Source organism: Salinivibrio sp. VGrn1 (assembly GCF_009377995.1).
Classification (GTDB): Bacteria; Pseudomonadota; Gammaproteobacteria; order Enterobacterales; family Vibrionaceae; genus Salinivibrio; species Salinivibrio siamensis.
This window is the reverse complement of the sequence record NZ_SATA01000002.1, coordinates 13,234-38,117: the sequence shown is the minus strand read 5'-3', so window position 1 is coordinate 38,117 and position 24,884 is coordinate 13,234. Positions and strand designations below refer to the sequence as shown.

Sequence of the window (24,884 nt, the reverse complement as noted above, 5' to 3'; positions counted from 1 at the left end):
ATGCATCCCGTTTTAGGCTGTCGCATGTCGCTGTTCAAGACGTTGACTTGCAATCATTTCAAGCAACATGGTTTCACGTATCAACGATTGCCCGGCTTTGGCACTGTTCGCCATCACTGCTTTGTTATGCGCAATAGCATGATTAAGGCTCACCCACACAGGTCGCATACCATTATTGATTTCATAATGCTCAAAGGTCGGTGTACCGAGGTCTCGATCAACGCGGCAGTAGAAGCAGTATGACAACATATGCATCACATCCGCACCATCTCGATACCAAGGGCGGTACTCTTCAAAACAGCCAAATGGAGTGATATCACGGATCTGTCGTGCGCCCGTCTCTTCTTGCAGCTCACGGATCATTGCTTGCTCTGGGGTTTCGCCCGCATCCATACCGCCACCGGGGAGCGAATAATCATCATAACGTGCGGTATACATCAGCAAAATCTCATCGCCATCTAAGGCAATCGCGCGTGCTGCGTCGCGCTTAATGACGGATTTATTTTGCAGCGGCAGCACCCGCTCATCCGTATATTTGGCTATGATTTCCATTACTACTCAGATAGTCAAAAAACAAGCGCGGGAGTATAGCACAACCAAACAAGAGAGCAGAAAGGCGCTAACGGGTGCACAAAAATGAAATATGTCTCGCACCCGATACCTTAAGCCGCCCAAAAATCATTAGTATTATTGGTGATAAACACACAAGGTAGGACTGGGTACGATGCTGCAGAAAATTAGTATCCACAAGCTGACAATCGGGATGTACGTGGAACAAATAGAAACTGCCCAGTCACCCACCCGGATGACCAAACCTGGCTATGTTCGCCGTCCCGAGACAATCCAAAAACTAAAACAATGTGGTGTTAACTATGTTTGGGTAGATGCTGATCAGATCCTAGATATCAATGAAATCCAGTACAAAGGCGCACTCTACCAAGGTAAGTATGCGTCAACCGGCGCGGATATCGACAAAGCACGCGCGCTCATCGATTCGTCGAAGCAACAGCTGAGTCGCTTGCTTAATGACATTTATGCCAATAAACCCATTGATGTCGCGCCCCTTGAGGCATTGGGCAGTGACATTGTTGATAATATTTTTGAACGTCAGCACGCCGTTGCCTGGATCAGTGGCATTCGCGATAAAAGTGCTTACCTGATGGAGCATTCGCTCAACGTGGCCTTTTTGTTGGTGAGTTTTGGCAGGCATCTAGGGTTTGATCACGCGACCTTGCAAGAGCTCGCCGTCGGTGGGCTGGTGCATGATATTGGTAAAGTGCTAGTTGCCGACGAAGTGCTCAATAAACCGGGCAAACTGACCGCTGAAGAGTTCGACCACATGAAACTCCACCAAGTATTTTCTCAGCCGGTACTGGATAGTATCCCTGACTTATCACAAATTGCTCGCGACGTGAGTTTAATGCATCACGAAAAACTGGATGGCACTGGTTACCCAAACGGGCTAAAAGGCGAAGCGTTACATACCATTGGCCGCATGAGTGGCATTGTCGATATTTACGATGCACTGACCGCGGATCGTTGTTACAAACGAGCGATGTCACCGTCTGAAGCCTTTAAGATCATGATGGGACTCACGCCGTTTCATTTGGATCCCAATTTATTGCGCGCCTTTATTCAGTGTATTGGCTTTTACCCCGTTGGCTCCCTCGTTGAGTTAGCGGATGGACGCGTTGGCTTGGTATGGCAAGAAAACCTCGACGACTTGACTCGCCCTGTGGTCAAGTTGTTTTATTCAGTCCGCAGTCACCGGTTTCGTGAAGTGGAGTATATTGATCTCGCTAAGCGCCATGATTTGCGTATCGCCCGCGCCACCAGCGAGACAGCCCTTGATATCAATGTCGATGCATTTCGTTAATCCTGTGACGAGGCGAGGGCTTTTGCGTATACTGCCCTCCCTCAGTGACAATGCCTTTTAAGAAAGAGAGAGAAAAATGAGAGTTTGCGCGGTTGATTTAAAAGCTAACGAAGCGAATGTTGTGTTACTCGACAGTGACAACGATTTGTTTTCGGTACCTGAGTGTCGAGCCAAGAAAATCACGCTGCCCTCGCCAGAAGCGCAAGAGAGCATTCAACATTTCCATCGTACCATGAGCAAGCTCATCGAAGATTATCAGGTGGATAAAATCATTATTCGCGAGCGCCAAACCAAAGGGAAGTTCGCGGGTAGTAGTGCCGGCTTTAAAATGGAGGCCGCCCTACAACTGATCGAAGGCGTTGACGCCGAAGTCTTCTCCTCCAGCGTGATGAAACAAACGCTAAAACGTCATCCCATCGATGTAAATTTAAAAGAGCTAGGCTTGAAGCAATTTCAGGAAAATGCCTTTCTAACCGCGTGCGCCTATTGTAATAAAGACAAAAAATAACAGTAATAAAGACAAAAAAACACGTCGAACACGGAGGTACCATGAGCAAGAAAATCTACTCTTCCCCGCTAGGGCCATTAACACTGCAGGCCAATAGCCAGGGATTAACGGCTCTGTATCTCCCTAACCGCGCACCTAATCACCTTGTTCAAGACAGTTCGCAAGACAGCGTCGCCATTCTCGATCTTGCCTGCCATCAACTGGATGAGTACTTTGCAGGTACGCGACAGACATTCTCGGTGCCACTTGCACCGCAGGGAACGGCCTTTCAACAGCGCGTATGGCAGGCGCTTCAATCCATTCCCTTTGGTGAAACGGCCAGTTACCAAGCCATATCTCATCTTATCGGTAACCCAAAAGCCAAACAAGCCGTGGGCAGTGCGAATGGCAAGAATCCGATTTCGATTATTGTCCCCTGTCACCGGATTATTGGCCGTCAAGGTCAGTTGGTCGGCTATGGGGGTGGTTTAATCGCCAAACGCACCTTGTTGATTTGGGAGGCCACAGGCAAGTGGCCCGATTACGTCTCCAATGCGCTGACCAGCACAGATCCAGCGCTGCCTTAGTCTCCACTCAGGCGGCAAGCGGTTTGGTCAGCCGTTCTGGGGTCAGATGAAAACCACAATGGATATAAAAGCTTTGTGCGTCGTCTTTTTGGTAGCTTGGGACCACTTCAATGTGATCACATCCTTTTGCTATCAGCGCCTGCTCGGCAGCATTAAGCAGTTGACGTCCCAACGTCATATCGCGGAATGGCTCGTCGACAATAATGGTACTAATGCGACCCACGTGGCCTGACAAACCTAATTGTGGGATCACTTGACAGACCACCACACCCGCCACCAAACCGCAAAGCTCGGCCACGCTCACTGACACCAAGTCCTGATTAAGTAGATGCTTGATGTGCCGGTGCATCTGACGTTTGTCTATCTCATCTGACTGGCAATGGGCGCAGAGTTGGCTAATGGTTTCTATATCTTTATTAGTGGCTTGTCTTATCATTGTCGCCTTCCTTGTTTGGGTTTCCCCACCCGCAGACCGCCGTTCAATCTGCCGGTGAGGTTTTATGAGTTATCACGTCGCAAAACTCGCACGTATTAGTGACTAACGCTGGGCGGTTTGCGTCCCCGACATACGGCTTACTGTCACGCGGCGGTCAAAGAAAAAGCCCTCATTCCCCGCTTGGCTATCCAGTGGCTGACTGTCTCCATACGCCACCGTGTTGAGCTGACGCGGATCGACGCCCACGGACACAAGGTAATCTTTTACGGCCTGCACACGACGTTCCGATAGCGCTTGGTTATAGCCTTGACGTCCTCTTGGATCGGCATAGCCTGCGAGTTGCCATTGAGCGTTTGGCATTTGTTGAATAAATCCTGCGAGCTCATCAAGCTGGATCATAAAGTGCGGCTCAATATCAGCCGAGCTCGTGCGAAATTGAATATTCATCGCCAGCGTAAGGTCTTCCACCTGATTCTGCGCACTGCGTAACCGCGCGAGTTCAAGCTGCGCTTCATTATATTTTTGGCTGATGCGACTCAATGATTGATTCTCATCCCGGATAGTTTGAATCGTTTCATCCTGCTCGGTGGCCAAATTTTCATAGCTGGCATTTTGCCCCATCACGGTACCAATAATGGCCCCTGCAACCGCGCCGACAGGGCCCGCCACCACCGCTCCCGCGATAGCGCCGCTTCCCATCCCGATCAGTTCGGGTTGTTTATCACGTTCAATCTCACTGGCGGCCATCCCTTGTGGCGTGGCAACGGCGAACATTGAAACGGCAAATACAGAGTGAATCAGTTGTTTTTTAATATCCATCTTATCCTCGCTTACGATGAATCGTGCTGTTTGATATGGCGTTATTACAGCAAGCACTTAAGGCATTTTGCGGGAGTAAAAATGGCAATCTGGCGATCAATAGTGGCAAAAAAATGGCAATTTACGTTTCATACGCGAAGAGGGTTTTCTCTGCACACAGTTTGGGTATAGTCATCACAACGCAAGTAAGAAGACAGAGTTATGAAACACATCGCGATAGTGGAAGATGAAGCGGCGATCCGAGAAAACTACGCCGATGTTATCCGCCGCCAGGGTTACCAAGTCCATACCTACCAAGACCGGCCCAGCGCGCAAGCGGCCTTTGAGCGGCAATTGCCCGATCTAGCAATCATTGATATTGGCTTAGGCAGTGAGATCGATGGTGGTTTTGCTCTTTGCCAATCCCTCCGCGCCGTGTCGGCGACGGTGCCAATTATATTCCTCACCGCCCGCGACAGTGATATTGATACCGTGGTTGGTTTGCGGATGGGCGCGGATGACTATCTCACTAAAGATGTTTCCCTCCCACACCTCATGGCACGTATCGCCGCATTATTCCGGCGCTCTGATCTTTTGGCACAAACCCCCTCAAAAGAAGATAAGCGTCTACAATGTGGCCCTCTTTACCTCGATCTTGATCGTATGCAGGTCTATTGGCATGACCAACTGATTGATCTCACCGTGACCGAATTTTGGATGGTGCACGCCCTCGTCAAACGACCCGGGCATGTTAAAAGTCGGCAGGCACTCATGGATGAAGCACATGCTGTGGTGGATGACAGCACCATTACCTCACACATTAAACGAATTCGTAAGAAATTCATGGTGGTTGATGAACAGTTTGATTGCATCAGTACCGTTTATGGCATGGGCTACCGTTGGGATGAGGCACCCGAATGATCGCGAAGTTACACTTGCTTGCCCAACAATTATGGCAACACATCGCGGGTATCCGTACCAAGATTGTGGTGCTATCGAGCTTTTTGCTCCTATTGCCCTACTTGGGTTATCAATATGTGTGGGAGATGGAAAACGTCTTACGACAGGGACAAGAGCAGACTTTGATGGGTACCGCGCGCGCTTTCGCCATGGGGATGAACGACAGGCCCAGCTTGTTTTCCTATCGAGACATCCCCTCTCAACTCGACCCAGGAAAAGATCTGCACGCGTTTCGCCTCAATCATCCAATCACCTTGGACGGTGACTTAGGCGACTGGCAGCGCGACCGCCACCATCAACGCCACTATCAGCGTGATGGGCTTATTTTTAACCAAGGTCCCTACCACAACGATCAATTGGCATTATCTGTGCTCACTGGGAGTAATGGAGATGCCGTATACTTTGGCATCACAGTGACCGATGCCAGTCCTACCCCAGCACAGCGTACCGGCGATATCACCAGCCAAGATCACATGATCTTGGCGCTCACTTCCCCCCAAAGTGCCTTTTATCGTGTTGCGCTCAGCCAAGACAGTAACAGCAATAATGCTCACATCCGTCACCTGACCAGTGGACTACCCACTTTAGCTGACAAGACCTCGACAGAAGGCCCGGCTCAGCCTCTACCTATTGCTGCAAAATGGCAACCGACAGACAAGGGTTACAGCATTGAGGTGAAACTCCCGGCAAATTGGGTCGGCCAGCAGCTGGCTCTCGCCTACTATGATCGCGGCAATGGTTTCGAGCGGCCACTCAACGCCATTATTGGCAGTGCTTCAACGCGCGCTCCCACCTCATTAGGCAGCTTTATGATGCCCTCTGCGGCTATCCAATCTTTGATTGAGCGAATGAATAACGACGCCTCGCGGGTTTGGGTAGTCGATAAGCACAGTCGCGTGCTCGCCAAAGACGGCGATATTCAAACCTCCAATGGCGTTTGGCAGCCTCAGTCGCCTTCAGACCAACCAGAGGGATTGATCCCCTGGATAACCGACACACTACTGCGCCCCTGGTATGACCGCTTGCTCGTGACGCCACCCGATCACTTTGTCGACGCCATGCAACAAGCATCCATCTACCAAGGGGTGCAAGCACAGCAAGCATTACAGGGGCGGCCTTACGCAGGCTGGCGCAGCTCAGACGACAATCAAGCAATGATTTTATCGGCCGCTTATCCCATCTGGCTTGACGACCGTGTCGCCGGTGCAGTGATCGTCGAAGAGACGACCAATGGCATTCGCAGCTTACGTAATGAAGCGTTAGAAACTCTGTTTTCAGTCATGCTGGCGGTTATATGTACCGGCGTGCTTTTACTGCTCTTATTTGGATCGCATATCGCTAAGCGTTTACGTCGCCTACAGCACGAGGCCGATCATGCAATCGATAGCCAAGGCCGGGTTACCGGACATATCACCACCACACATAGCCATGATGAAATTGGTCGACTATCACGCACCATGGCCGATATGGTCAGCCGAATTGCCGGGTATAATCACTACTTGGAGGCCATGAGCTCACGGTTATCCCACGAGCTACGCACACCGATTGCCGTGGTACGCTCCTCGCTCGAGAACATGGCCTACACCCAGGAAAACCCCGAGCAACTGACCTATGTTAACCGAGCGCAGGACGGTGTTCACCGCTTAGCGGGCATTTTATCGACGTTAACCGAGGCCACACGCCTAGAACAAAGCTTTGATAACGCCGATAAAGAGATGGTGGATCTCAATGCCCTACTTGAAGGCTGTACCCAAGGCTACCAATTCGCTTATCCAGATAAGACCTTTACCTTAAGCCTTCCCCACCACACGGTAAACGTGTTAGGTGTCCCTGATTATCTGGCACAATTACTCGATAAGCTTATCGCCAATGCGGTGGAGTTTGACAACGGCGCCGCCCCCATCGCCTTATCGCTGTCACAAAATGCGCATCAGGTCGCGATGACCGTCAGCAATAGCGGCCCATTGCTTCCCGAGCATATGCGCGAGCAATTGTTTAACTCTATGGTCAGTGTCCGCCCTGAAGGTCACGGCGCGGATAAACCGCACCTTGGCTTAGGACTGTATATCGCACGGTTGATCGCTGACTTTCATCAAGCCGATCTTGTCGCTGACAACCGGCCACAACAAGATGGAGTGACACTGTCACTTATTTGGCCCAAGACACAGTTAATGACACACTGATTGATCTCAACCCTATTGGCCCCAATACTGACTAATAGTGCCCGACACTGATAAGGGCCCGCACTTTTCATGGGGTCACACATAGCGTGACGCCCCGAGCAAGGAGCCAATATGATTGAATTTTATTCTGCCGCGACACCCAACGGCCAAAAAGTTGCGATTGCACTAGAAGAGATGGGGCTGGATTATCAATTACACAGCGTTGATTTGATGGCAAATGAGCAAAAACAGCCTGACTTCTTAGCCATCAACCCCAACGGTCGCATTCCCGCGATTGTCGATAAAGCCAATGGCGACTTTCCGGTGTTTGAGTCCGGGGCGATTTTACTCTATCTCGCAGAAAAAACGGGGCAATTCTTACCCAGCGAGCCCAAGGCACGCTCACAAGCCATTCAGTGGCTGATGTTTCAAATGGGGGGCGTGGGGCCAATGATGGGGCAAGCCAATGTCTTCTATCGTTATTTTCCTGAAAAAATCCCCGCCGCCATTGAGCGCTATCAAAAAGAAGGCCGCCGCCTGCTTGAAGTGGTGGATAAGCAACTGCAACAGCATCCTTACTTGGCAGGGGATAGCTATACCATTGCCGATATGGCGACCTGGCCATGGGCAAGGATTCACGAATGGAGTGGCGTTGATGTAAGCGGATTAGACGCACTCAGCGCGTGGCTCGATAAACTTGCCGCGCGCCCTGCTTGTCAAAAAGCCTTACTCACCCCCGCACCCAAAGAGGCAACGGACGACGAACGTGCCGAACAAGTGCGTGGCATGGTGACGCGATAGCAAAATCGCTATACTAGATCGTGATCTTAGGTACCAGACAGGCAGCGTATCCCGCGGCCTGTCCGTCATTTATTTGTGTTGAGGAGCTCGCGTGTTAACACCTTGCATTGGTCATTGTCGACGTGAAGACGATATTTGCGTCGGCTGCAAACGTACGCTTGATGAAATTGTCCGCTGGGGAAAAATGACCGACGATGAGCGCGAATCCATTATGGCGCAACTCCCCAAACGGCCCGATCCTACCTCTGCCGTTCCCTCTTATCGGTCACGAAACCCGTTCAAGCGCCGCACTGGCTGAAGGCGCAAGCGGCTTACGATACTCAATGATCACCGTGCTTCCTTCATAATGCACGGCTTCAATCGCCCCATCGACAATCACTTTACTGGTGACAAGCACGTCTTGATCAACCTGTTCGCGATCGCGCAAGCTCGGTATGACCTTGTTCGGCTCCACCCCCATAGCTTGGCAAAACGCAAACACAAACCGACTATCGAGCACGGCGTCACCATGAATGCACCGAGAGAAGCTAAGGTGACTGATCTCAAGCTTTTTTGCCATTTCTATCTGGGTAATCCGAGCTTTAGCTTTATAAGACATCCATGTTTCGTACAAAGCCTGTCTGTCTTGGTCATTAAAGGTCATCACGGTTTCCACTGGCTATCATTTAAAAGCATCCAGCCTAGCAATCCTGTTACCTATAATGTCAGCACGGGGTAAACGGCGAGTAAATCTTGCTGGAATCGTGCGGCTCGGTTAGGATCCGAGTGCCCTGATCAGATAAGAGATGTGCTATGGACGTCAACTTGGCGAATCTACCTGCCGACGAGAAACAAAAAATTGAACTCGATAAACAAGCTGCCTACGCCGTATGGAAGGTAGTCAATAACCAAGCCCCACAAAGCCTTTACCAGCAAGAAGCCAGCGCCTTAGTCGACTGGCAACGCGAGGTGTATCTCGCCAGTGTAGAAAAATACCGTGCGCAACCTGACGCTTTTATCATCCCTGAGGCCCCTCCCTCCGAATAAGGTTTCACCAGCACCCTCACACTGGTGCTGGAACCTGTCAGTCAGCGTACGCCACACGGTTTTTATCGCCGAGCGCATCGCGCCATCCCTTCAGGCGTCTCAACGCCTTGCCAATGTTTGGTTTTATCTCACTTGCTGCGGATAAATGCTTAAAATAAGGCGCTTAGGTCAGTAAACATCTTACACGCGCGTTTAAAACCCGAACGCCTGTCTTTTTTTTCTAACAATACCTTCATTAAAAGCGCGCTAAAATGTCATACATTTTTCACCCCCTCACCTAGCAAAAAATGAACACTCGCCCTATTGTTATTCTTATCAAGAAGTCTTTCTTATTTGGCAGATAGACGCCATATAAACTAATTTCTAATAAACGTTGGCTGGGTGACTCCTTGGTGGGCAACACAAAAACCCGCACAAAAAAGCGGACAGAACACGCTCATCAAGCACAGGAAGCACCCTTACTTTTTAGACAGGCAAACTCGCGCTCAGTAAGGGGTAATCGCTATGACCTTAGGGTTTAAATCTCGCATTATTTGGGGGGTAGGACTGCTCGTCACACTCTCACTCGTGATCCTCGGTTCAATTAACGCACTGTCGCTGCGTGACAGAATGGTTGAAGCCTTGGTCACCCAAACTCAAAATAAACTCGATCATCATGTCATCGAGTTAGAGCAGCTGGTGCAGTCTCAGCTCACTGCGGTAGAGCAAGGTGCCGGCCACTTCTCAACCGATCTCACCGGTCAGGAGAATGTGGCGCAAGTACGAATGCTGGCAGATACCGCCGGTATTGCTAATGTCATCATGACCTACGAAAACGGTGCGTCGTACATGTCTAATCACAATGGTAATGGTGTGACCACCAATGAATATAACTTCCGAGACCGAGACTGGTACCGCACGGTTAAATCCGATCAGTCCATTCACTTGACTGACATTTACACGGACAAGGTCACCGGTGAGAAAGTGATCAGTGCCGTGGCTCCTGTGTTTGAAAACGGCCAGTTTATCGGCGCGCTGCTTGGTGATATTCCGTTAGAAGATGTCATCACGCAAGTCAGTGAGATGCGCTTTGCCGGTGGAGCCGCGACATTGACGGATCAAAACGCGGTGTTTTTTGCCAGTGATGACCCCAATGATATCGGTAAAACCCCCTCTCAAATTAGTCCTAACTTTTCACAAATGGAGAGCATGTTCCGCAGTAGCGAGCAAGGTCACCTCACGTTCCCCTATTTAGGCATTCAATTTGATGGCTATTTCCAGCGAGTCAACTTAACCGAAGACAGGTATTGGACCTTGATGGTCTTTGTTGACCAAAAAACCGCCCTGGCGGGGGTTCGCGATGCACAAATCGATTCTGTCGGAACAGGCGTGATACTGCTCATCGTCAGTCTTGGCGCGATTTATGCGATTATTCAATTTTCATATCGCCCCTTACTCAAACTCAAAGAAGCGGTGCTGGATCTGTCACGTGGCGAAGGGGATCTTACCGCTCGTCTCGATGTGAACGGCAATGATGATTTGGCGCAAATCAGTGACGGCTTCAACCGCTTTGTCGAAAATCTACAAGGCATGATGTTGAGCGTCGCCGAGTCCAGCCAAGCCATTTCAGCCAATATTAGCCAGCTGTCACAAACCACCAGCGAAAATGAGTCCGTACTGGATGCTCACTCAGCTGAAACCGAGCAAGTGGTTACTGCCATCACTCAAATGAGCGAAAGCGCGAGAAACATTGCAGAAAATGTTTCCCAATCGAACAGTATCACTGCCTCGGCAAGTAAGGAGGCAAGTCAATCACTTAAAGTGGTCGACAATGCGGTGATCACGGTCAGTGCCTTAGTGGATGAGGTGGAAGAAATGTCGGGGCGGATCACTAGCATGAACAAAGATGCGAATCGAATTAGTGACGTGCTGACAGTGATTGGCGAAATTTCTGAACAAACTAATTTGCTGGCATTGAATGCCGCCATTGAAGCAGCGCGCGCTGGCGAACAAGGACGAGGCTTTGCGGTCGTCGCCGATGAAGTGCGTGCGTTAGCCGCTCGCACACAAAGCAGCACCACGGAAATTTCCGAAATGCTTACCGCGTTACTCGATGGCACTTCGAGTGTGGTCGAGGCCATGGAGAAAACCAAAGAACAGTGTCAGACCACCGCAGACAAAACCTCGGAAGTGTCTAACAGCTTGACCATCATGAGTTCGTCTGTCACCGAAATCGACGATGTGAGCACCCAAATTGCGACAGCGACTGAACAGCAAAGCTCTGTCGCTGAAGAGCTCAGTAAAAACATGCTGTCGATTCGCGATATGGTGAATAAGCTGGTAGACAGTGGCAATCAAACCACGGCGGCCACTCAATCCCTCACCCATTCAAATGAGGAGCTGGATCGCATGGTGCATAACTTTAAATTGCAGTAAATCGCCAAGGCCAGACCGCGACGCGAATGAGTTTGGCTGACGTTCACTGAATCAGGCAGCGAGACGCTGCCTGATCCCCATTGGGGAGGATTGTTTTTATGTCTTGTTCCTTACCAACACACGCCTTAACCGCGACGTTTACACAACAATACCAAACCATTCGTCAGCACTTTTTCAATCGAGACCCTGATCGTTGGCCCGTCTATCGGACGCCAGAACTGGCTCATTGGTTGGAGAACGGTATGCATCCTGCGGTGGCCGACGCTGCGCATCCATTTAGTCAACAAACGCATGTTCCCGAACAAAGTGATATTAGCGCCAAGACACTGCCTAACCTGGCACTGCAAGCCGCCACCTACTCCAAAGATTGGACATCGCCCCGTGCCGTGGAAAACGTGATCACGGCGCCGTGTGATCCCGCGATACATGGGGCATTACTAGCGACGATGGCTAACCCCAACTTGGTGTATAGCGAATACGCGGGGATGTCTGTTGAACTAGAAAAAACACTCGTACGTCAAGTCGCAAACTTAATTGGCTATGATCCTGACCAAGCAACCGGGATCTTTACCCAAGGCGGGACGTTCGGCAACTTATACGGCTATTTAATGGGGCTAAGAAAGCAGTTCCCGCTATCAGGCCAGCGGGGGTTCCAAGGGCAAGACTTCCGCATGATTAACTCGCTGGCTGGCCATTATTCCAATATGACCAACCTCGGCTTACTGGGCACAGATATCCCCAACCAAGTCCTGCGTATTAAAGTGGATGCCAACAACCGGCTTGACTTGGATGACTTTGCCTATTCGCTCAATCATTGTTTAGCAGAAAAGATGCCGGTGCCCACCATCTTGCTGACCTTTGGTACCACAGACACGTTCGCCATTGACGACATTGAACGCGTCTATCAAATCACAACACGCGCCTGTGAGCGTTTTAACACGTCGGTTAGGCCACACATTCACGTCGATGCGGCCGTGGGCTGGCCATTAGTGATGTTCAACGACTATGATTTTGCCGCCAACCCGATAGGGATCAACGCGGCGACACGGAATAAACTGCAAGCATTAATACCCCGTATTCGCGGGCTACGCTTTGCCGACTCCATCACTATCGATTTTCAAAAGTGGGGGTTTGTACCCTATACCGCCAGCTTGGTGATGTTCAAACAGAAAACGGACATGGAACACCTTAAGCAAGATCCGCATTACTTTTCTTATTTTGAAACCAGCAAAACGCAGCAAACGCATTTGCAGTCAACAATAGAGTGCTCGCGTGGTGCAGCAGGCGCCTATGGGAGTTATTGCGCCCTCAATATGTTGGGCAAACGTGGTTATCAGACCATGATTGCGCACAGCCTGCAAAATGCCGAGTATTTAAAAGCCCACCTAGACGCCCTCCCCCATTGCAAGATCGTTGCTGGTGATAACTTGGGCCCTACGGTGGCATTTCGCCTCTATCAACCTTCCCCTACACTGGATGTAAATGTCATGTTCCAGCAAGAACAAACCTTGCATCAAGTCGGGGCGCGCATTGACAGCATTACCCAACATAGCCTGTTTCACCGTCAGCACTTTCTTGCCCGGCAAGGTAAAACGCTGCAAACCAACTGGGTCGAGTCCATTGCACACACGGAGTTTGACCCCAATGGCCAATGCCTATTTATTCCTGGTGAAAAAGCGGTATTTTTAAACCCTTACACGCGCTACACACACATAGATGAGTTTGTGGCTTCACTATGCCCCGAGCACGCAGAGCAATTGGTTTAGTTACCAACGCCAAAAGTGCGGCATAAACAATGCCAGCACGGTGAAGTACTCCAAACGACCGAGGATCATGGCAATGTTTAGGATCCAGATCCCTGTGTCTGTCACGGGCTGGAAGTTACTCCCGACTTCACCAAACCCTGGCCCAAGCACATTGATACAAGCGACTACGGCGGTAAATGCAGACCAGAAATCGAGCCCTGTCATCATCATCAATAGGGTAAACACACCTGTGGTCAGCGCTGCTAGCGACATAAACGCCATTACCGCTTGGGTCACATCGTTCGAGACCACCTTATCTTGATAACGGATGGGGATGATCGCGGAGGGGTGCACCAATTGATGCAATTGGCGACGAATGATTTTAAAGGTAACAATATCGCGAATAATTTTATTACCGCCCGCCGTTGAGCCTGAGCACCCGCCAAGATAGGCACAAAACACCAGGAATAAGGCGGTTGCCGCTGGCCACGAGCTTAGATCCGCTGCCCCAAACCCAGTACTGGTAATGAACGAAACCACATGGAACGCTGCAAAGCTAAGTGACACCCAGAGCGATTCATAACGGGCTTCACCATAAAGGTAAAAGCCCAACACCAGAGACAGGCACGCCACCACAATCAAAAACACCCGTGATTCTTCGTCATCAATATATAGCTTTAGGCCGCGCCAACCGATACGGAAAATCCGAAAGTGCAAGCCAAAGTTGATCGCTCCTAACAGCATAAAGATATTAGAAATCATTAAGATAAGATGGCTTTGAAAGTGCCACATACTGGCATCGTGGGTGGAGAACCCCCCGGTTGAGACGGTAGAAAAACTATGTGCGATCGCATCGTACACACTCATTCCAGCCACATAATAGGCCAGCGCACATACAATGGTGATTACCATGTACACCCCCCACAAATAGTGCGCCGTTTTTGATATTCGAGGAGAGAGTTTTTCGTCTTTGATTGGTCCGGGGGTTTCCGCTTTTAATAGCCGCATACCACCCACGTTGAGCATCGGCAATACCGCGACCACAAATATCACCACACCAAGTCCCCCCATCCATTGTAAAAACTGGCGATAGAGCAGGAATGAAGCAGGCATATTGTCCAGGCCACTCAAAATGGTGGCACCCGCCGTACTCAGCGCACTGATCGACTCAAAGGTGGCATCAGTGAAACTCACACCAGTCACTAGTTCTATCGGGATACCGCCAAGCAAACCCACTAGTATCCAGGTCAGCGTTGAAAATAGTAAAGCGTCGCGAAAGGTGACCTGATTGAGTTTGCTTTGCCGAAACAGCCACGAGATAGCCAATGATGAAACCATCATCAGCAAAGAGGGATAAAAGAAGTGCTTTGAGACCCCATCGCGGAAAATAAAAAGCGATAAGAGTCCAAAAACAAATTGGACAACACCCATCCATAAAATAGGCATGCCCAGAAGACGCAGGGTATTTTTAAAGTTAATCATGACAGAGGCAACTCATCATTAACACGCTCGTGGTTTATCGATCCATCGCCACCACGCGTAGCGACAAACAGTGGCGTGACGCTTATCACCTCACCGCTTAACTATATCGGTCTTGTTCCAGAATGTCATGGTGGATTAAAGACCTCATATCTACGTCGTTAATACCCTGCATACAAGGCATTACATCGCAGACACGTTATAAAAAAGCCGGGCATCACTGCCCGGCTTCCTACTTTTACTGTGCTTGACGACGTTCGCCGCGCGCAGAGCCACCACGACGCTCGTTGCCGCGGTCACGGTTGAAACGACGTTCGCCACGGCCACGTTCATTGCGGCCACGACCACCGCCATTGCGGTCACCACCGCGACGCTCGCGCATGATTTGACCTTCAACACGCTGTGCATTGGTCTCTTTTTGACGAATACGCAGTTTTTGCAATTGTGCAAACACGTCTTTCGGCATGGTTTTAGGCAGCTGCACAAACGTGTGTGCCGGTGCCAGTTTAATCGCGCCAATGTTTTGCTTGTTTAAGCCAAGCTCATTGGCAATTGCGCCGACGATATCTTTAACTTGTACACCTTGCTCACGACCCACGTCCAACTGATACGTATCCCAATCAGCCGGGTTAGTATCACGACGGTCAGTACCATTTTGACGATCGTCACGACGACGTTCACGGCGTTGTTTCTCACGCTCCATCGCTGCAATCATCGGGTCTGGGCCTTTGTAGAATAATGGACGCTTGCCTTGCTGGCGTTGCAGCAACATCGCCGCCAAAGTGGTTGCATCCACGTCAATATCGTTTTGCAGTTGCTCAATCAGCTCAACGAAAGGTGCCATGGCATCGCCATCTTTCTTCTCAGCCAACTCACCCGCTAGCTGAGCGACACGCGCTTCCGCCACTTTATCGCGGTTTGGAAGCTGAATTTCTTCCATTTTGGTCTGCGTGACACGCTCAACCGTGCGTAGCATGCGCATTTGGTTAGGACGCACCAACAGAATCGCTTTACCGGCACGGCCTGCACGCCCCGTACGACCAATACGGTGAATGTACGATTCGGCATCAAACGGAATGTCGTAGTTAAACACGTGAGTGATACGCGGCACATCAAGGCCACGTGCCACGACGTCGGTCGCGACCAAAATATCAATCACACCACGCTTTAAGTGATCAACCGTGCGCTCACGCAGTGACTGTGGGATGTCCCCATGCAATGCCGCGGCTTTAAAACCACGCGCTGATAACCAGTCGGCAAGGCGCTCAGTATCTTGACGGGTACGCACAAACACGATTGAAGCGTCGGTATCTTGCGTTTCTAGCAGACGGCTCATGGCTTCGTCTTTTTCAACGCCTTTAACCACCCAGAACTGCTGCTCAACTTTTTCAACGGTGCGATTACTTCCCGCCACATCAACACGCGCCGGTTCACGCAAGAAGCGGTCAACAATTTGTTTAACGATAGGAGGCATGGTTGCCGAGAACAGGATACGCTGTGCACTCTCAGGCGCTTGCTCCATGATCCAGGTAACATCGTCCACAAAGCCCATTTTGAGCATTTCATCCGCTTCGTCGAGGATAAAGGTATGTACTTCGTCAAGCTTCAAGCGATCGCGGTTGATCAAATCTTTCACACGCCCTGGTGTGCCCACCACGATGTGCGCGCCGCTTTTTAGCGCTTTCATTTGGTCAACAATCGATGCACCACCATAGATCTCAAGCACTTTGAGGCCTTTGATGTTCTGTGCCAGCGTCTTCATTTCCGCCGCGACTTGGATAGCAAGCTCACGAGTCGGAGCCATAATGATAGCTTGTGGTTTACGCTGGCTTAGATCGACTTTATTCAGTAGTGGCAGCGAAAATGCAGCGGTTTTACCTGTACCGGTTTGTGCTTTACCAAGTGCGTCACGGCCTTCAAGAAGGACAGGGATGGAAGCGGCTTGAATTGGTGTCGGTGTTTCAAAGCCCATTGAGTCAAGCGCAGACAAAAGGGTGTCGGCCAGATCTAACTGGCGAAATTTGGTTACAGATTCTTGCATTGGGATCCCAATCTATAGAGTGTAGCGAAACGGGGCCCCTCAAGCGTTCTGCTCAACCATGCAACACTGTCTTTCATGCAGTGACAGTCACCAGCGCCATGGGCCTCGGTCATTAAGGATGTGCATTCTGCGCTATTTACACCAAAAAAGCCAGAAAAAGTTGAACAAGTTCACAAAATTTGCGGCGTGTGGGCAGGTTTATAGCAATTTGTTCACAGAGGCATCGAAATCCGTAGGTATTCCCCGCACTTTCCATGCATTTAAGTCAGGTCACAGGATTTTAGTGCCACGGGTTGGTTTTGAAACAGTGAATCCGTATAGTGTGGCGATCCGTTTATCGAGACCCGAGTTATGTTTCAAGACAATCCCCTGCTAGCACAGCTAAAGCAACAGATCCAAGAAACCTTGCCGAAAAAAGAAGGCCAGGTAAAAGCCACCGAAAAAGGCTTCGGCTTCCTCGAAGTTGATGACAAAACCAGCCTTTTCATTCCGCCTCCTTATATGAAGAAAGTGCTTCACGGTGATCGAGTAGAAGCCTTTGTTCGCACCGAGAAAGACCGCGAAGTGGCTGAGCCGGATACGCTGGTAGAAGCCAGCTTAGATCGCTTTATTGGCCGTGTGCAGTGGATCCGTAATCGCTTAAACGTCGTCCCCGATCACCCGCAAATGAAAGATGCTCTGCGCGCTAAAACGCAGCGTGGCTTGTCGCAAGACAACTTGAAAGAAGGTGACTGGGTCGTGGCGTCCCTCATCCGCCACCCGCTGAAAGGCGATGACAACTTTATGTGCCAGGTCAGTGAAAAAATCACCGATGCGGACGATAAAATTGCCCCTTGGTGGGTCACGCTGGCCAAACACAACTTGCCCAACCAAGAGCCAGCGCCAAAAGATGCGTGGCCATTGTTGGAGCAAGGGCTAGAGCGTCGCGACCTGACTGATTTACCGTTTGTGACCATCGACAGCGAATCCACCAAAGACATGGATGATGCTCTGTATGTAAAAGCTAACCCGCAAGGTGGCTTCACCATGACAGTGGCTATCGCCGATCCAACAGCATACATCGATGCCGATGAGGCGCTTGATCAAGTCGCTCGTGACCGTGGGTTCACTATTTACTTGCCTGGGCGCAACATCCCAATGCTGCCTCGTGATCTTAGTGATGACTTATGTTCACTGCGTGCAAATGAAAAGCGCCCAGCGCTATGCTGCACCTTTAATATCGATGCTGATGGCACCATTGCCGACGATGCTGAATTCTTCTCCGCTTGGATCCAATCACACGGTCAGCTTGCTTACGATAAAGTCTCTGATTACATCGAACTCGGTGAACAAGCGCAGTGGCAGCCAGAGAGCAGCGACATTGCGGATCAAATCCATCAATTACATCAATTTGCGCTAGCCCGTATTCAGTGGCGTGAGACGCATGCCGTCACCTTCCCCGACCGTCCTGACTACCGCTTTGAACTCAGCGAAGATAACGATGTGATTGCTATCCACACCGATCAGCGTCGTATCGCTAACCGTATCGTGGAAGAGTCAATGATCAGCGCCAACATCTGCGCGGGTCGAAAGCTTCGTGACGCATTCGGGTTTGGTATCTTTAACACACACGCCGGCTTTAACAGTGAAAAACTCGACGATGTGGTCGAGCTAGTAAAAGCGCATGACGGCGAGGCGGACAGCGAAAGCCTAGCCACCGTCGAAGGCTTCAGTGCGCTCCGTCGCTGGCTAAACAGCCTAGATACCACCTATCTCGATAATCGCTTACGCCGTTTCCAAGCGTACAGCGAGATTGGCCATGAGCCAGCGCCACACTACGCGATGGGCCTAGATGTCTACGCCACGTGGACATCACCTATCCGTAAATACGGCGATATGATTAACCACCGTTTGCTCAAAGCGATTATTCGCGGCGAAACAGAGGCCAATGCTCCTGCCGATACCGTGGGTGAAGAGCTTGCCGGCTACCGTAAACATCACCGTATGGCTGAGCGTGATGTCGCTGACTGGCTATACACCCGCTTGCTCAAGCCAGAAGTTGAAGCGCAAACCCGCTATACCGCTGAGATTTTTGACATCAACCGGGCCGGAATGCGTGTACGCTTGCTGGAAAACGGCGCGCCTGCCTTTATTCCATCGTCGCTGATCATCGATAACAAAAGCCGGATTGCCTGCGATAAAGAAACAGGCACAGTCACTATCGACGATAACGTTGAGTTCAAGCTCGGTGATAGCCTAGAAGTGGTGATTGCCGATATTAAAGAGACAACGCGCTCGATTGTGGCCAAGCCAACCCAGGTATTTACCCTGCCAGAGGCGTCACAGAGCGAATAAACGTGTTCTCACTCTAACCACGCACATCATGCGAAACGTCAGCAGAAAGCCAAGCCATCGCTTGGCTTTCTTTTTGCCCCCAAAATGATAATCTAATCATTAAATTAAAGAGACTCGCTAGACCATTGCTGTTATCACATTCTGAGCGTCAGGCCATCCCCTAACAAGCGATCCGTGGTAAGTTAATGGTGTTACCTCAACCCAATAAGAGGTTTCATGGGATTTTTGCGTTCATCCGTGGTCCGTATGGGGACGCCCATTGTTTTACTGCTGCTGCTTGCCGTGAGCTATCAACCCTTGATTGCTGCGCTAGCCCCCTATTACAACTTAATTTACGCAGCGCCGTATTTTCTGTTATTCACCGCACTACTTTTAAGCCACTTATTCAAAAGCGCCCGTGTCGGTATGATGGTCGTGATCTTATTGGTGGGATACACAGTGATCCTCACGCGGCTGCAATCGCCACTCAATCACGGCACAACCTACATGGAGTACTTGCTGCTCACCGTCGCCCTTCCGATTAACTTGCTGTATATGATCATCGTGCGCGATCAAAAACTCACCTCTCGGTTTGGTCTGTTCTTTTTCCTCGCGATTGGTATGGAAATTGGTTGGTGCGGCCTTTTGGTGCAGCAATTCGGTGAACTCTCCACCTATCTCCATCAGCATCCGGTATTAGTCAGAGTGACCGCCGTTAGTCCCATGCCGCTGCTGCTGATCGTGTTGCTCTCGATTTTGGTCTGTGTCAGCACCATTCGACTGTTGCGCAAAAATAGCATTGAAGATCATGCCGCCTTCGTCAGTGTATTATGCGGTGTCACGACCTTGGTGTTTTTTAATGTGCCTTTCATCTCTTCGCTGATATTTTCATTGGCCGGCGTGTTATTGATTGCCAACCAAGTCTCGCTAAGCCACCAACTGGCATTCATTGATGGGCTTACCGAAATTGCAGGGCGTCGCGCACTTGAAGACGAGCTCAAACACCTAGGCAGACAATACACGCTCGCCATGCTGGATGTGGATCACTTTAAGCAATTCAATGATAAATACGGTCACGAAACCGGCGATGATGTTCTTAAGCTCGTTGCCAAACATATGGCACATTGTGAAGGAGGCGCCAGTGCCTTTCGCTACGGCGGTGAAGAATTTACCCTGCTATTCAAAGGAAAAACCACCGAGCACTGCTTGCCGTTTCTCGACGCCCTACGTGAGGACATCGCCAACTACCCTTTGATACTGCGTGATGAATCTCGTCCTCATGATGACAAGCAAGGCCGACAAAAGCGTGGACGCGCAAGCGAACAAAAGCCCGTTAATATTACTGTCAGTATTGGCTTTGCCGATGCCTCACAAGCCGACACGCCCGATGAGGTATTGCAGTTAGCGGATAAAGCCTTGTACAAAGCCAAAGAAGCAGGGCGCAACTGCATTAAGGGCAGCGCATAAAGAGTGAATCAACAAAACACAGTGAAATACAATAGGCTCGATGGATACGAGCCTGTAACAGTATTAGTGACTAAGTATCTGATCCAAAAACTGTTTAGTACGATCGAACTGAGGAGCATTAAAGAATTCAGTCGGCGTGTTTTGTTCAATGATTTCCCCTGCGTCCATGAAAATCACCCTGTCGGCCACTTCTTTGGCAAACCCCATTTCATGCGTCACACATAACATGGTCATCCCGCCCTCCGCTAATTCCACCATCACATCTAGCACTTCTCGCACCATCTCTGGATCAAGTGCTGATGTGGGCTCATCAAACAACATGACATTTGGGTTCATACACAGTGAGCGCGCAATGGCAACACGTTGCTGCTGGCCACCGGAGAGCTGTCCCGGGAATTTTAAGGCCTGATGAGGAATTTTCACCCGCTCTAGGTACTGCATGGCAATCTCTTCGGCCTCGGATTTTGGCATTTTCTTCACCCAAATCGGGGCAAGCGTACAGTTATCTAACACGGTCAAATGGGGGAATAAATTAAAATGCTGAAAACACATGCCCACTTCATCCCGTACCGCTTGGATGTTCTTGATATTGTCATTTAGGGGCACACCCGCAACGGTTATCTGACCTTGCTGATGCTCCTCCAGGTGATTAATACATCGGATCATGGTCGACTTTCCCGATCCAGATGGCCCACAGATAACAATCTTCTCGCCTTTTTCAACTTTAAGATTAATGTCTTTCAACGCATGGAATTCACCATACCACTTGTTCATTTTTTTAATTTCAATCACATAGTCTTTGTTGATAACGTCCATTTTTAATCCTTACTGCCGCTACGCTTAATGGCCCGTATGTAGGCGCTTCTCAAGCCAAATTGAATACCGAGACATACCCGAGCAGAAAATCCAGAAAACAAAAGCCACAAACACATAACTTTCAGTGGCAAACCCTAACCACTCCGGATCAGTGTTTGCAGTTTGCCCAATCCCTAGCACATCAAACATACCGATAATTAATACCAGGCTAGTGTCTTTAAAGAGACTAATAAAGGTATTAACAATCGATGGAATAGAAATCTTTAACGCTTGAGGAAGAATAACCAGGATGGTTTTTTTCCAATACGTTAACCCTAGCGCATCTGCCGCTTCATACTGCCCTTTGGGGATCGCTTGCAACCCACCTCGTACCACTTCGGCCATATAGGCTGAAGCAAACATCACTACACCAATCAGCGCTCTCACCAACTTGTCGATATCGGTTCCTTCGGCAAGAAATAAAGGCAACATAACCGATGCCATAAATAGCACAGTGATCAGCGGTACACCTCGCCATATTTCGATATAAATCGTGCTGAACGATCGTATGACTGGCATGGTAGAGCGTCGACCAAGCGCCAATAGAATGCCAATAGGCAAAGACGCAATAATGCCGACCAAAGCAATGACAAGCGTAATTAATAGTCCCCCCCACATATGGGTTTCGACTTTTTCTAAACCAAAGACACCGCCATACAGCAATGTAGCAATCAAGATCGGGTAGGCACTGATGGCAAACGCGCCTAGCCAACGTTTATAAGGGGTTTTATCGTACATAAGCAGCACGACCAATATCGCCAGCGTGCCGTAAAAAAGCTGCGGTCGCCATAACTCCTCAGCGGGATAAAACCCATACATAAACTGGTCCCAACGCACACCAATAAAAGCCCAACAAGCGCCGCTACTGCTGCATGCTTCGGGGCTTTGACCAACCCAATCGGCATTGACAATCACCCAGCTAGCAACGGGTGGGATGACTCCAAACAGTGCCGTCAACACGAGCATTGTCAGAACCACATTGAACGGACTGTTAAATAGGTTTTCTTTCGCCCAATAAAAAACACCATGGTTGTTGATAGGTGGCGCTTCATCTTCCTTAAAATGATATTTTTTCATCCTGATACCACTACCTTTCCGTCAACATAACTTTCTTGTTATAAACATTCATTACCAGAGATGTGGCGAGGCTAAGTGTGAGATAAACGGCCATTGTCATTGCAATGATCTCTATCGCTTGCCCAGTTTGGTTTAAGGTGGTTCCGGCAAATACAGACACTAAGTCTGGATACCCGATAGCCATCGCCAGTGAAGAGTTTTTTGTCAGGTTTAAATATTGGCTGGTTAATGGAGGAACAATGACCCGCATAGCTTGAGGGATCACAATAAGCTTTAACGTCTTCACTGGACCAATACCCAAAGACAGCGCCGCTTCCTTTTGCCCGTCACTCACCGAATTAATCCCAGAGCGTACGATCTCTGCGATAAACGCCGCGGTATAAATACTCAAAGCGAGTAACAAGGCCACTAATTCGGGGATGACTGTGATACCACCAGAGAAATTAAACCCCTTTAACACCGGCATGTTAACAGTGACCGGACTACTACTAAAAAGGAATACAACAGCGGGAGCGACGATACACAACACCAGCGCGACGCGGCCCATTGGCACTTGCTTACCTGTGTGTGCTTGATAGGTTTTCCCCCACAAACGCGTAACAAAGGTAAAGCACACACCCAAGATTAGGGTCCCAAGCAAAAAATACCCTTCGGGATTAAAACCAATAGAGGGCACATACAAACCTCGTACATTGAGAAAAATGGCTTCCCCGAGGCTCAAGCTATTACGAGGAGAGGGCAAGGTTTGTAGCACTGCGAAATACCAGAAAAATATTTGCAATAGCAAGGGAATATTTCTAAATATCTCTATATAGGCAGACGCAACCTTTTTTATTAGCCAGTTGGAAGACAAGCGGGCCACACCAATAATGAACCCGAGTACTGAAGCCAGTACAATACCGAGAAAAGAAACGAGGACGGTATTGAGCAAACCGACAAAAAACGTTCTGCCATACGTGTCACTGCCACTGTATTCAATCAATGACATCGAGATATTAAAGCCCGCTTTTTCTGATAAAAAGTCGAACCCAGTGGTGATCCCTCTCGCCTCCAAGTTAGCTTGTGTATTATTAACAATCGAATAGAGAAATGCCGCAATAGCGATCAGGGATAGGACTTGGAAAAGTATTGATCGAAAAGCGGGGCTATAGATTATGCTCGTCTTCTGAGCTTTATGTTCTGAAATAAATGGCGTGCTCATGCTTCGATAACCTACCAACTTACTTAAACATCGCTAAAAAGAGCGATGATGCATCGCTCTTTCGCATCCAGTATTAGGTTTCTACTTAACGAATCGGTGGTGCATACATAAAGCCACCATCACTCCACAGTGCATTCACGCCACGTGAAATGTTTAATGGTGAACCAGAACCCACTTGCGATTCGAACAACTCGCCATAGTTGCCCACCTGTTTAACAACGTTATAACCCCACATATCCGGTAAACCGAGCGACTTTCCTTTGGGGCCATCAACACCGAGAATTCGCTGAATGTTCGGATCATTCGATTTAAGCATGTCATCGGCGTTCTCAGAGGTGATCCCATATTCTTCCGCATTGATCAGCGAGAACAATACCCATTTAGCCACATTAAACCAGGCATCATCGCCTTGCCTGACTACCGGTCCAAGTGGCTCTTTTGAAATAATGTCAGGCAGTACCACCGCAGACGATGGATCTTTTAAATTCAAGCGCAGCGCATAAAGCTGCGACGTGTCTGAGGTGAGAACATCACAACGCCCGGAATCAAACCCTGCCGCCGTTTGCGACGCGGTATCAAAAACAACAGGATTGAAAGACATGCCATTTTTGCGGAAATAATCAGCGACGTTTAATTCTGTGGTGGTGCCGGATTGAATACAAATCGACGCACCGTCCAACTGGCTGGCATTTTCCACCCCCAGTTCTTTCGAAACCATAAATCCTTGGCCATCGTAGAAAGTAGTGCCGACAAAGTTTAAGCCAAGCGCCGTATCACGGTGCAATGTCCACGTGGTATTGCGCGATAAGACATCCACTTCACCTGATTGCAATGCCGTGAAACGCTCTTTCGCCGTTAAAGGCACAAACTTTACTTTTTCCTTATCTTCCAGCACAGCTGCCGCCACGGCTTGGCAATAAGCCACGTCGATCCCTTTCCATTCCCCCTCAGAGTCAGGGTTTGAAAAACCCGGTAATCCCGTGCTCACACCACAGGTCAAATAGCCTTGTGATTTAACTTTCTCCAAGGTCGACCCGGATTCAGCAGCAAAGACATTTGTCGACATCGCAGCCGCTGTCAGCATTACTGCACTAATCGTCTGAAGTTTTCCTTTCATGTATCCTCCATGAGGTTTTTAAAACCAGTGACATTCATCCT

General features: G+C 49.5%; 22 protein-coding genes. 12 read left to right on the top strand and 10 right to left on the bottom strand.

The features are described from left to right. Nucleotides 1–12: 12 nt before the first annotated feature. On the bottom strand, nucleotides 13–552 hold the full coding sequence (locus EHW56_RS03240; protein ID WP_152793944.1) for an NUDIX hydrolase: 540 nt from the start codon (nucleotides 550–552) through the stop codon (nucleotides 13–15). A gap of 172 nt (nucleotides 553–724) precedes the next feature. Between EHW56_RS03240 and EHW56_RS03235 the strand changes: the two genes are divergently transcribed. The 3 genes from EHW56_RS03235 to EHW56_RS03225 all read left to right on the top strand — a co-directional run bounded on the left by EHW56_RS03235 (nucleotide 725) and on the right by EHW56_RS03225 (nucleotide 2,950). Beyond that, nucleotides 725–1,876, top strand: a complete 1,152-nt coding sequence (locus tag EHW56_RS03235) for an HD-GYP domain-containing protein (protein WP_152798582.1) — start codon at nucleotides 725–727, stop codon at nucleotides 1,874–1,876. A gap of 76 nt (nucleotides 1,877–1,952) precedes the next feature. Further along, entirely contained in the window at nucleotides 1,953–2,384 is a 432-nt protein-coding gene (locus EHW56_RS03230; RefSeq protein ID WP_046075914.1) for a DUF3010 family protein, read from the top strand. Between the two features lie 41 nt (nucleotides 2,385–2,425). Further along, nucleotides 2,426–2,950: a methylated-DNA--[protein]-cysteine S-methyltransferase gene (locus EHW56_RS03225; protein WP_152798580.1), complete on the top strand. Its 525-nt coding sequence runs from the start codon at nucleotides 2,426–2,428 to the stop codon at nucleotides 2,948–2,950. Between the two features lie 7 nt (nucleotides 2,951–2,957). Here the strand turns inward: EHW56_RS03225 and EHW56_RS03220 are convergent, their stop codons facing one another. Further along, on the bottom strand, nucleotides 2,958–3,386 hold the full coding sequence (locus EHW56_RS03220; RefSeq protein WP_052708147.1) for a GNAT family N-acetyltransferase: 429 nt from the start codon (nucleotides 3,384–3,386) through the stop codon (nucleotides 2,958–2,960). Nucleotides 3,387–3,488: 102 nt separating this feature from the next. After that, entirely contained in the window at nucleotides 3,489–4,205 is a 717-nt protein-coding gene (pdsO, locus tag EHW56_RS03215; protein WP_152793940.1) for a sortase-associated OmpA-like protein PdsO, read from the bottom strand. Between the two features lie 201 nt (nucleotides 4,206–4,406). On the opposite strand from pdsO, the gene pdsR reads away from it, so the two are divergent. The 4 genes from pdsR (at nucleotide 4,407) to EHW56_RS03195 (ending at nucleotide 8,405) form a co-directional block, all read left to right on the top strand. After that, on the top strand, nucleotides 4,407–5,105 hold the full coding sequence (gene pdsR, locus EHW56_RS03210; RefSeq protein ID WP_077607234.1) for a proteobacterial dedicated sortase system response regulator: 699 nt from the start codon (nucleotides 4,407–4,409) through the stop codon (nucleotides 5,103–5,105). Then, complete coding sequence (gene pdsS, locus EHW56_RS03205) at nucleotides 5,102–7,327, top strand: proteobacterial dedicated sortase system histidine kinase (RefSeq protein WP_152798578.1); 2,226 nt, start codon at nucleotides 5,102–5,104, stop codon at nucleotides 7,325–7,327. Before pdsR ends, pdsS begins: the two co-directional genes overlap by 4 nt. A gap of 111 nt (nucleotides 7,328–7,438) precedes the next feature. Next, a complete protein-coding gene (locus EHW56_RS03200; protein WP_077638895.1) occupies nucleotides 7,439–8,107 on the top strand; it encodes a glutathione S-transferase family protein in 669 nt (222 codons plus the stop codon). A gap of 91 nt (nucleotides 8,108–8,198) precedes the next feature. After that, a complete protein-coding gene (locus tag EHW56_RS03195) occupies nucleotides 8,199–8,405 on the top strand; it encodes a DUF1289 domain-containing protein (RefSeq protein ID WP_046075919.1) in 207 nt (68 codons plus the stop codon). Here the strand turns inward: EHW56_RS03195 and EHW56_RS03190 are convergent. Further along, the gene (locus EHW56_RS03190; RefSeq protein ID WP_227986256.1) at nucleotides 8,373–8,705 is read right to left on the bottom strand and encodes an XRE family transcriptional regulator; all 333 of its coding nucleotides are present in this window, start codon (nucleotides 8,703–8,705) and stop codon (nucleotides 8,373–8,375) included. The two genes, EHW56_RS03195 and EHW56_RS03190, sit on opposite strands and share 33 nt — an antisense overlap. Before the next feature lie 194 nt (nucleotides 8,706–8,899). Between EHW56_RS03190 and EHW56_RS03185 the strand changes: the two genes are divergently transcribed. The 3 genes from EHW56_RS03185 (at nucleotide 8,900) to EHW56_RS03175 (ending at nucleotide 13,314) form a co-directional block, all read left to right on the top strand. Continuing rightward, on the top strand, nucleotides 8,900–9,133 hold the full coding sequence (locus EHW56_RS03185) for a DUF3283 family protein (protein WP_046075920.1): 234 nt from the start codon (nucleotides 8,900–8,902) through the stop codon (nucleotides 9,131–9,133). A gap of 504 nt (nucleotides 9,134–9,637) precedes the next feature. After that, the gene (locus EHW56_RS03180; protein WP_152793936.1) at nucleotides 9,638–11,548 is read left to right on the top strand and encodes a methyl-accepting chemotaxis protein; all 1,911 of its coding nucleotides are present in this window, start codon (nucleotides 9,638–9,640) and stop codon (nucleotides 11,546–11,548) included. 98 nt (nucleotides 11,549–11,646) lie between these two features. Continuing rightward, the gene (locus tag EHW56_RS03175; protein ID WP_152798576.1) at nucleotides 11,647–13,314 is read left to right on the top strand and encodes a pyridoxal-dependent decarboxylase; all 1,668 of its coding nucleotides are present in this window, start codon (nucleotides 11,647–11,649) and stop codon (nucleotides 13,312–13,314) included. On the opposite strand, the gene EHW56_RS03170 is transcribed toward EHW56_RS03175, so the two are convergent. Continuing rightward, nucleotides 13,315–14,775: a TrkH family potassium uptake protein gene (locus EHW56_RS03170; protein WP_152793932.1), complete on the bottom strand. Its 1,461-nt coding sequence runs from the start codon at nucleotides 14,773–14,775 to the stop codon at nucleotides 13,315–13,317. A gap of 235 nt (nucleotides 14,776–15,010) precedes the next feature. Beyond that, nucleotides 15,011–16,813 carry a DEAD/DEAH box helicase gene (locus EHW56_RS03165; RefSeq protein WP_077638889.1) on the bottom strand — a complete coding sequence of 601 codons (1,803 nt, stop codon included), beginning with the start codon at nucleotides 16,811–16,813 and terminating at the stop codon, nucleotides 15,011–15,013. A 351-nt stretch (nucleotides 16,814–17,164) separates the two neighbouring features. On the opposite strand from EHW56_RS03165, the gene EHW56_RS03160 reads away from it, so the two are divergent. Both EHW56_RS03160 and EHW56_RS03155 read left to right on the top strand, forming a co-directional pair. Then, nucleotides 17,165–19,147 (top strand): exoribonuclease II, encoded by a 1,983-nt coding sequence (locus EHW56_RS03160; RefSeq protein WP_152798574.1) that lies wholly within the window; start codon nucleotides 17,165–17,167, stop codon nucleotides 19,145–19,147. A 216-nt stretch (nucleotides 19,148–19,363) separates the two neighbouring features. Further along, nucleotides 19,364–20,593, top strand: a complete 1,230-nt coding sequence (locus EHW56_RS03155; RefSeq protein ID WP_152793926.1) for a diguanylate cyclase — start codon at nucleotides 19,364–19,366, stop codon at nucleotides 20,591–20,593. Nucleotides 20,594–20,656: 63 nt separating this feature from the next. On the opposite strand, the gene EHW56_RS03150 is transcribed toward EHW56_RS03155, so the two are convergent. The 4 genes from EHW56_RS03150 to EHW56_RS03135 all read right to left on the bottom strand — a co-directional run bounded on the left by EHW56_RS03150 (nucleotide 20,657) and on the right by EHW56_RS03135 (nucleotide 24,810). Next, on the bottom strand, nucleotides 20,657–21,409 hold the full coding sequence (locus EHW56_RS03150; RefSeq protein WP_152793924.1) for an amino acid ABC transporter ATP-binding protein: 753 nt from the start codon (nucleotides 21,407–21,409) through the stop codon (nucleotides 20,657–20,659). A gap of 24 nt (nucleotides 21,410–21,433) precedes the next feature. Further along, nucleotides 21,434–22,525: an amino acid ABC transporter permease gene (locus tag EHW56_RS03145; protein WP_152793922.1), complete on the bottom strand. Its 1,092-nt coding sequence runs from the start codon at nucleotides 22,523–22,525 to the stop codon at nucleotides 21,434–21,436. Between the two features lie 10 nt (nucleotides 22,526–22,535). Continuing rightward, a complete protein-coding gene (locus EHW56_RS03140) occupies nucleotides 22,536–23,726 on the bottom strand; it encodes an amino acid ABC transporter permease (protein WP_152798572.1) in 1,191 nt (396 codons plus the stop codon). Between the two features lie 85 nt (nucleotides 23,727–23,811). Further along, a complete protein-coding gene (locus EHW56_RS03135; protein ID WP_370517127.1) occupies nucleotides 23,812–24,810 on the bottom strand; it encodes an amino acid ABC transporter substrate-binding protein in 999 nt (332 codons plus the stop codon). Between the last annotated feature and the right edge of the window lie 74 nt (nucleotides 24,811–24,884).

What these genes read in the sequence shown, in the direction of transcription:
- pdsO (WP_152793940.1), bottom strand. Translation starts at nt 4,205, where the DNA reads ATGGATATTAAAAAACAACTGATTCACTCTGTATTTGCCGTTTCAATG.
- EHW56_RS03180 (WP_152793936.1), top strand. Translation starts at nt 9,638, where the DNA reads ATGACCTTAGGGTTTAAATCTCGCATTATTTGGGGGGTAGGACTGCTC.
- pdsS (WP_152798578.1), top strand. Translation starts at nt 5,102, where the DNA reads ATGATCGCGAAGTTACACTTGCTTGCCCAACAATTATGGCAACACATC.
- EHW56_RS03200 (WP_077638895.1), top strand. Translation starts at nt 7,439, where the DNA reads ATGATTGAATTTTATTCTGCCGCGACACCCAACGGCCAAAAAGTTGCG.
- EHW56_RS03185 (WP_046075920.1), top strand. Translation starts at nt 8,900, where the DNA reads ATGGACGTCAACTTGGCGAATCTACCTGCCGACGAGAAACAAAAAATT.
- EHW56_RS03170 (WP_152793932.1), bottom strand. Translation starts at nt 14,775, where the DNA reads ATGATTAACTTTAAAAATACCCTGCGTCTTCTGGGCATGCCTATTTTA.
- EHW56_RS03160 (WP_152798574.1), top strand. Translation starts at nt 17,165, where the DNA reads ATGTTTCAAGACAATCCCCTGCTAGCACAGCTAAAGCAACAGATCCAA.
- EHW56_RS03225 (WP_152798580.1), top strand. Translation starts at nt 2,426, where the DNA reads ATGAGCAAGAAAATCTACTCTTCCCCGCTAGGGCCATTAACACTGCAG.
- EHW56_RS03240 (WP_152793944.1), bottom strand. Translation starts at nt 552, where the DNA reads ATGGAAATCATAGCCAAATATACGGATGAGCGGGTGCTGCCGCTGCAA.
- EHW56_RS03140 (WP_152798572.1), bottom strand. Translation starts at nt 23,726, where the DNA reads ATGAGCACGCCATTTATTTCAGAACATAAAGCTCAGAAGACGAGCATA.
- EHW56_RS03220 (WP_052708147.1), bottom strand. Translation starts at nt 3,386, where the DNA reads ATGATAAGACAAGCCACTAATAAAGATATAGAAACCATTAGCCAACTC.
- EHW56_RS03190 (WP_227986256.1), bottom strand. Translation starts at nt 8,705, where the DNA reads ATGTCTTATAAAGCTAAAGCTCGGATTACCCAGATAGAAATGGCAAAA.
- pdsR (WP_077607234.1), top strand. Translation starts at nt 4,407, where the DNA reads ATGAAACACATCGCGATAGTGGAAGATGAAGCGGCGATCCGAGAAAAC.
- EHW56_RS03235 (WP_152798582.1), top strand. Translation starts at nt 725, where the DNA reads ATGCTGCAGAAAATTAGTATCCACAAGCTGACAATCGGGATGTACGTG.
- EHW56_RS03165 (WP_077638889.1), bottom strand. Translation starts at nt 16,813, where the DNA reads ATGCAAGAATCTGTAACCAAATTTCGCCAGTTAGATCTGGCCGACACC.
- EHW56_RS03135 (WP_370517127.1), bottom strand. Translation starts at nt 24,810, where the DNA reads ATGCTGACAGCGGCTGCGATGTCGACAAATGTCTTTGCTGCTGAATCC.
- EHW56_RS03230 (WP_046075914.1), top strand. Translation starts at nt 1,953, where the DNA reads ATGAGAGTTTGCGCGGTTGATTTAAAAGCTAACGAAGCGAATGTTGTG.
- EHW56_RS03145 (WP_152793922.1), bottom strand. Translation starts at nt 22,525, where the DNA reads ATGAAAAAATATCATTTTAAGGAAGATGAAGCGCCACCTATCAACAAC.
- EHW56_RS03150 (WP_152793924.1), bottom strand. Translation starts at nt 21,409, where the DNA reads ATGGACGTTATCAACAAAGACTATGTGATTGAAATTAAAAAAATGAAC.
- EHW56_RS03175 (WP_152798576.1), top strand. Translation starts at nt 11,647, where the DNA reads ATGTCTTGTTCCTTACCAACACACGCCTTAACCGCGACGTTTACACAA.
- EHW56_RS03155 (WP_152793926.1), top strand. Translation starts at nt 19,364, where the DNA reads ATGGGATTTTTGCGTTCATCCGTGGTCCGTATGGGGACGCCCATTGTT.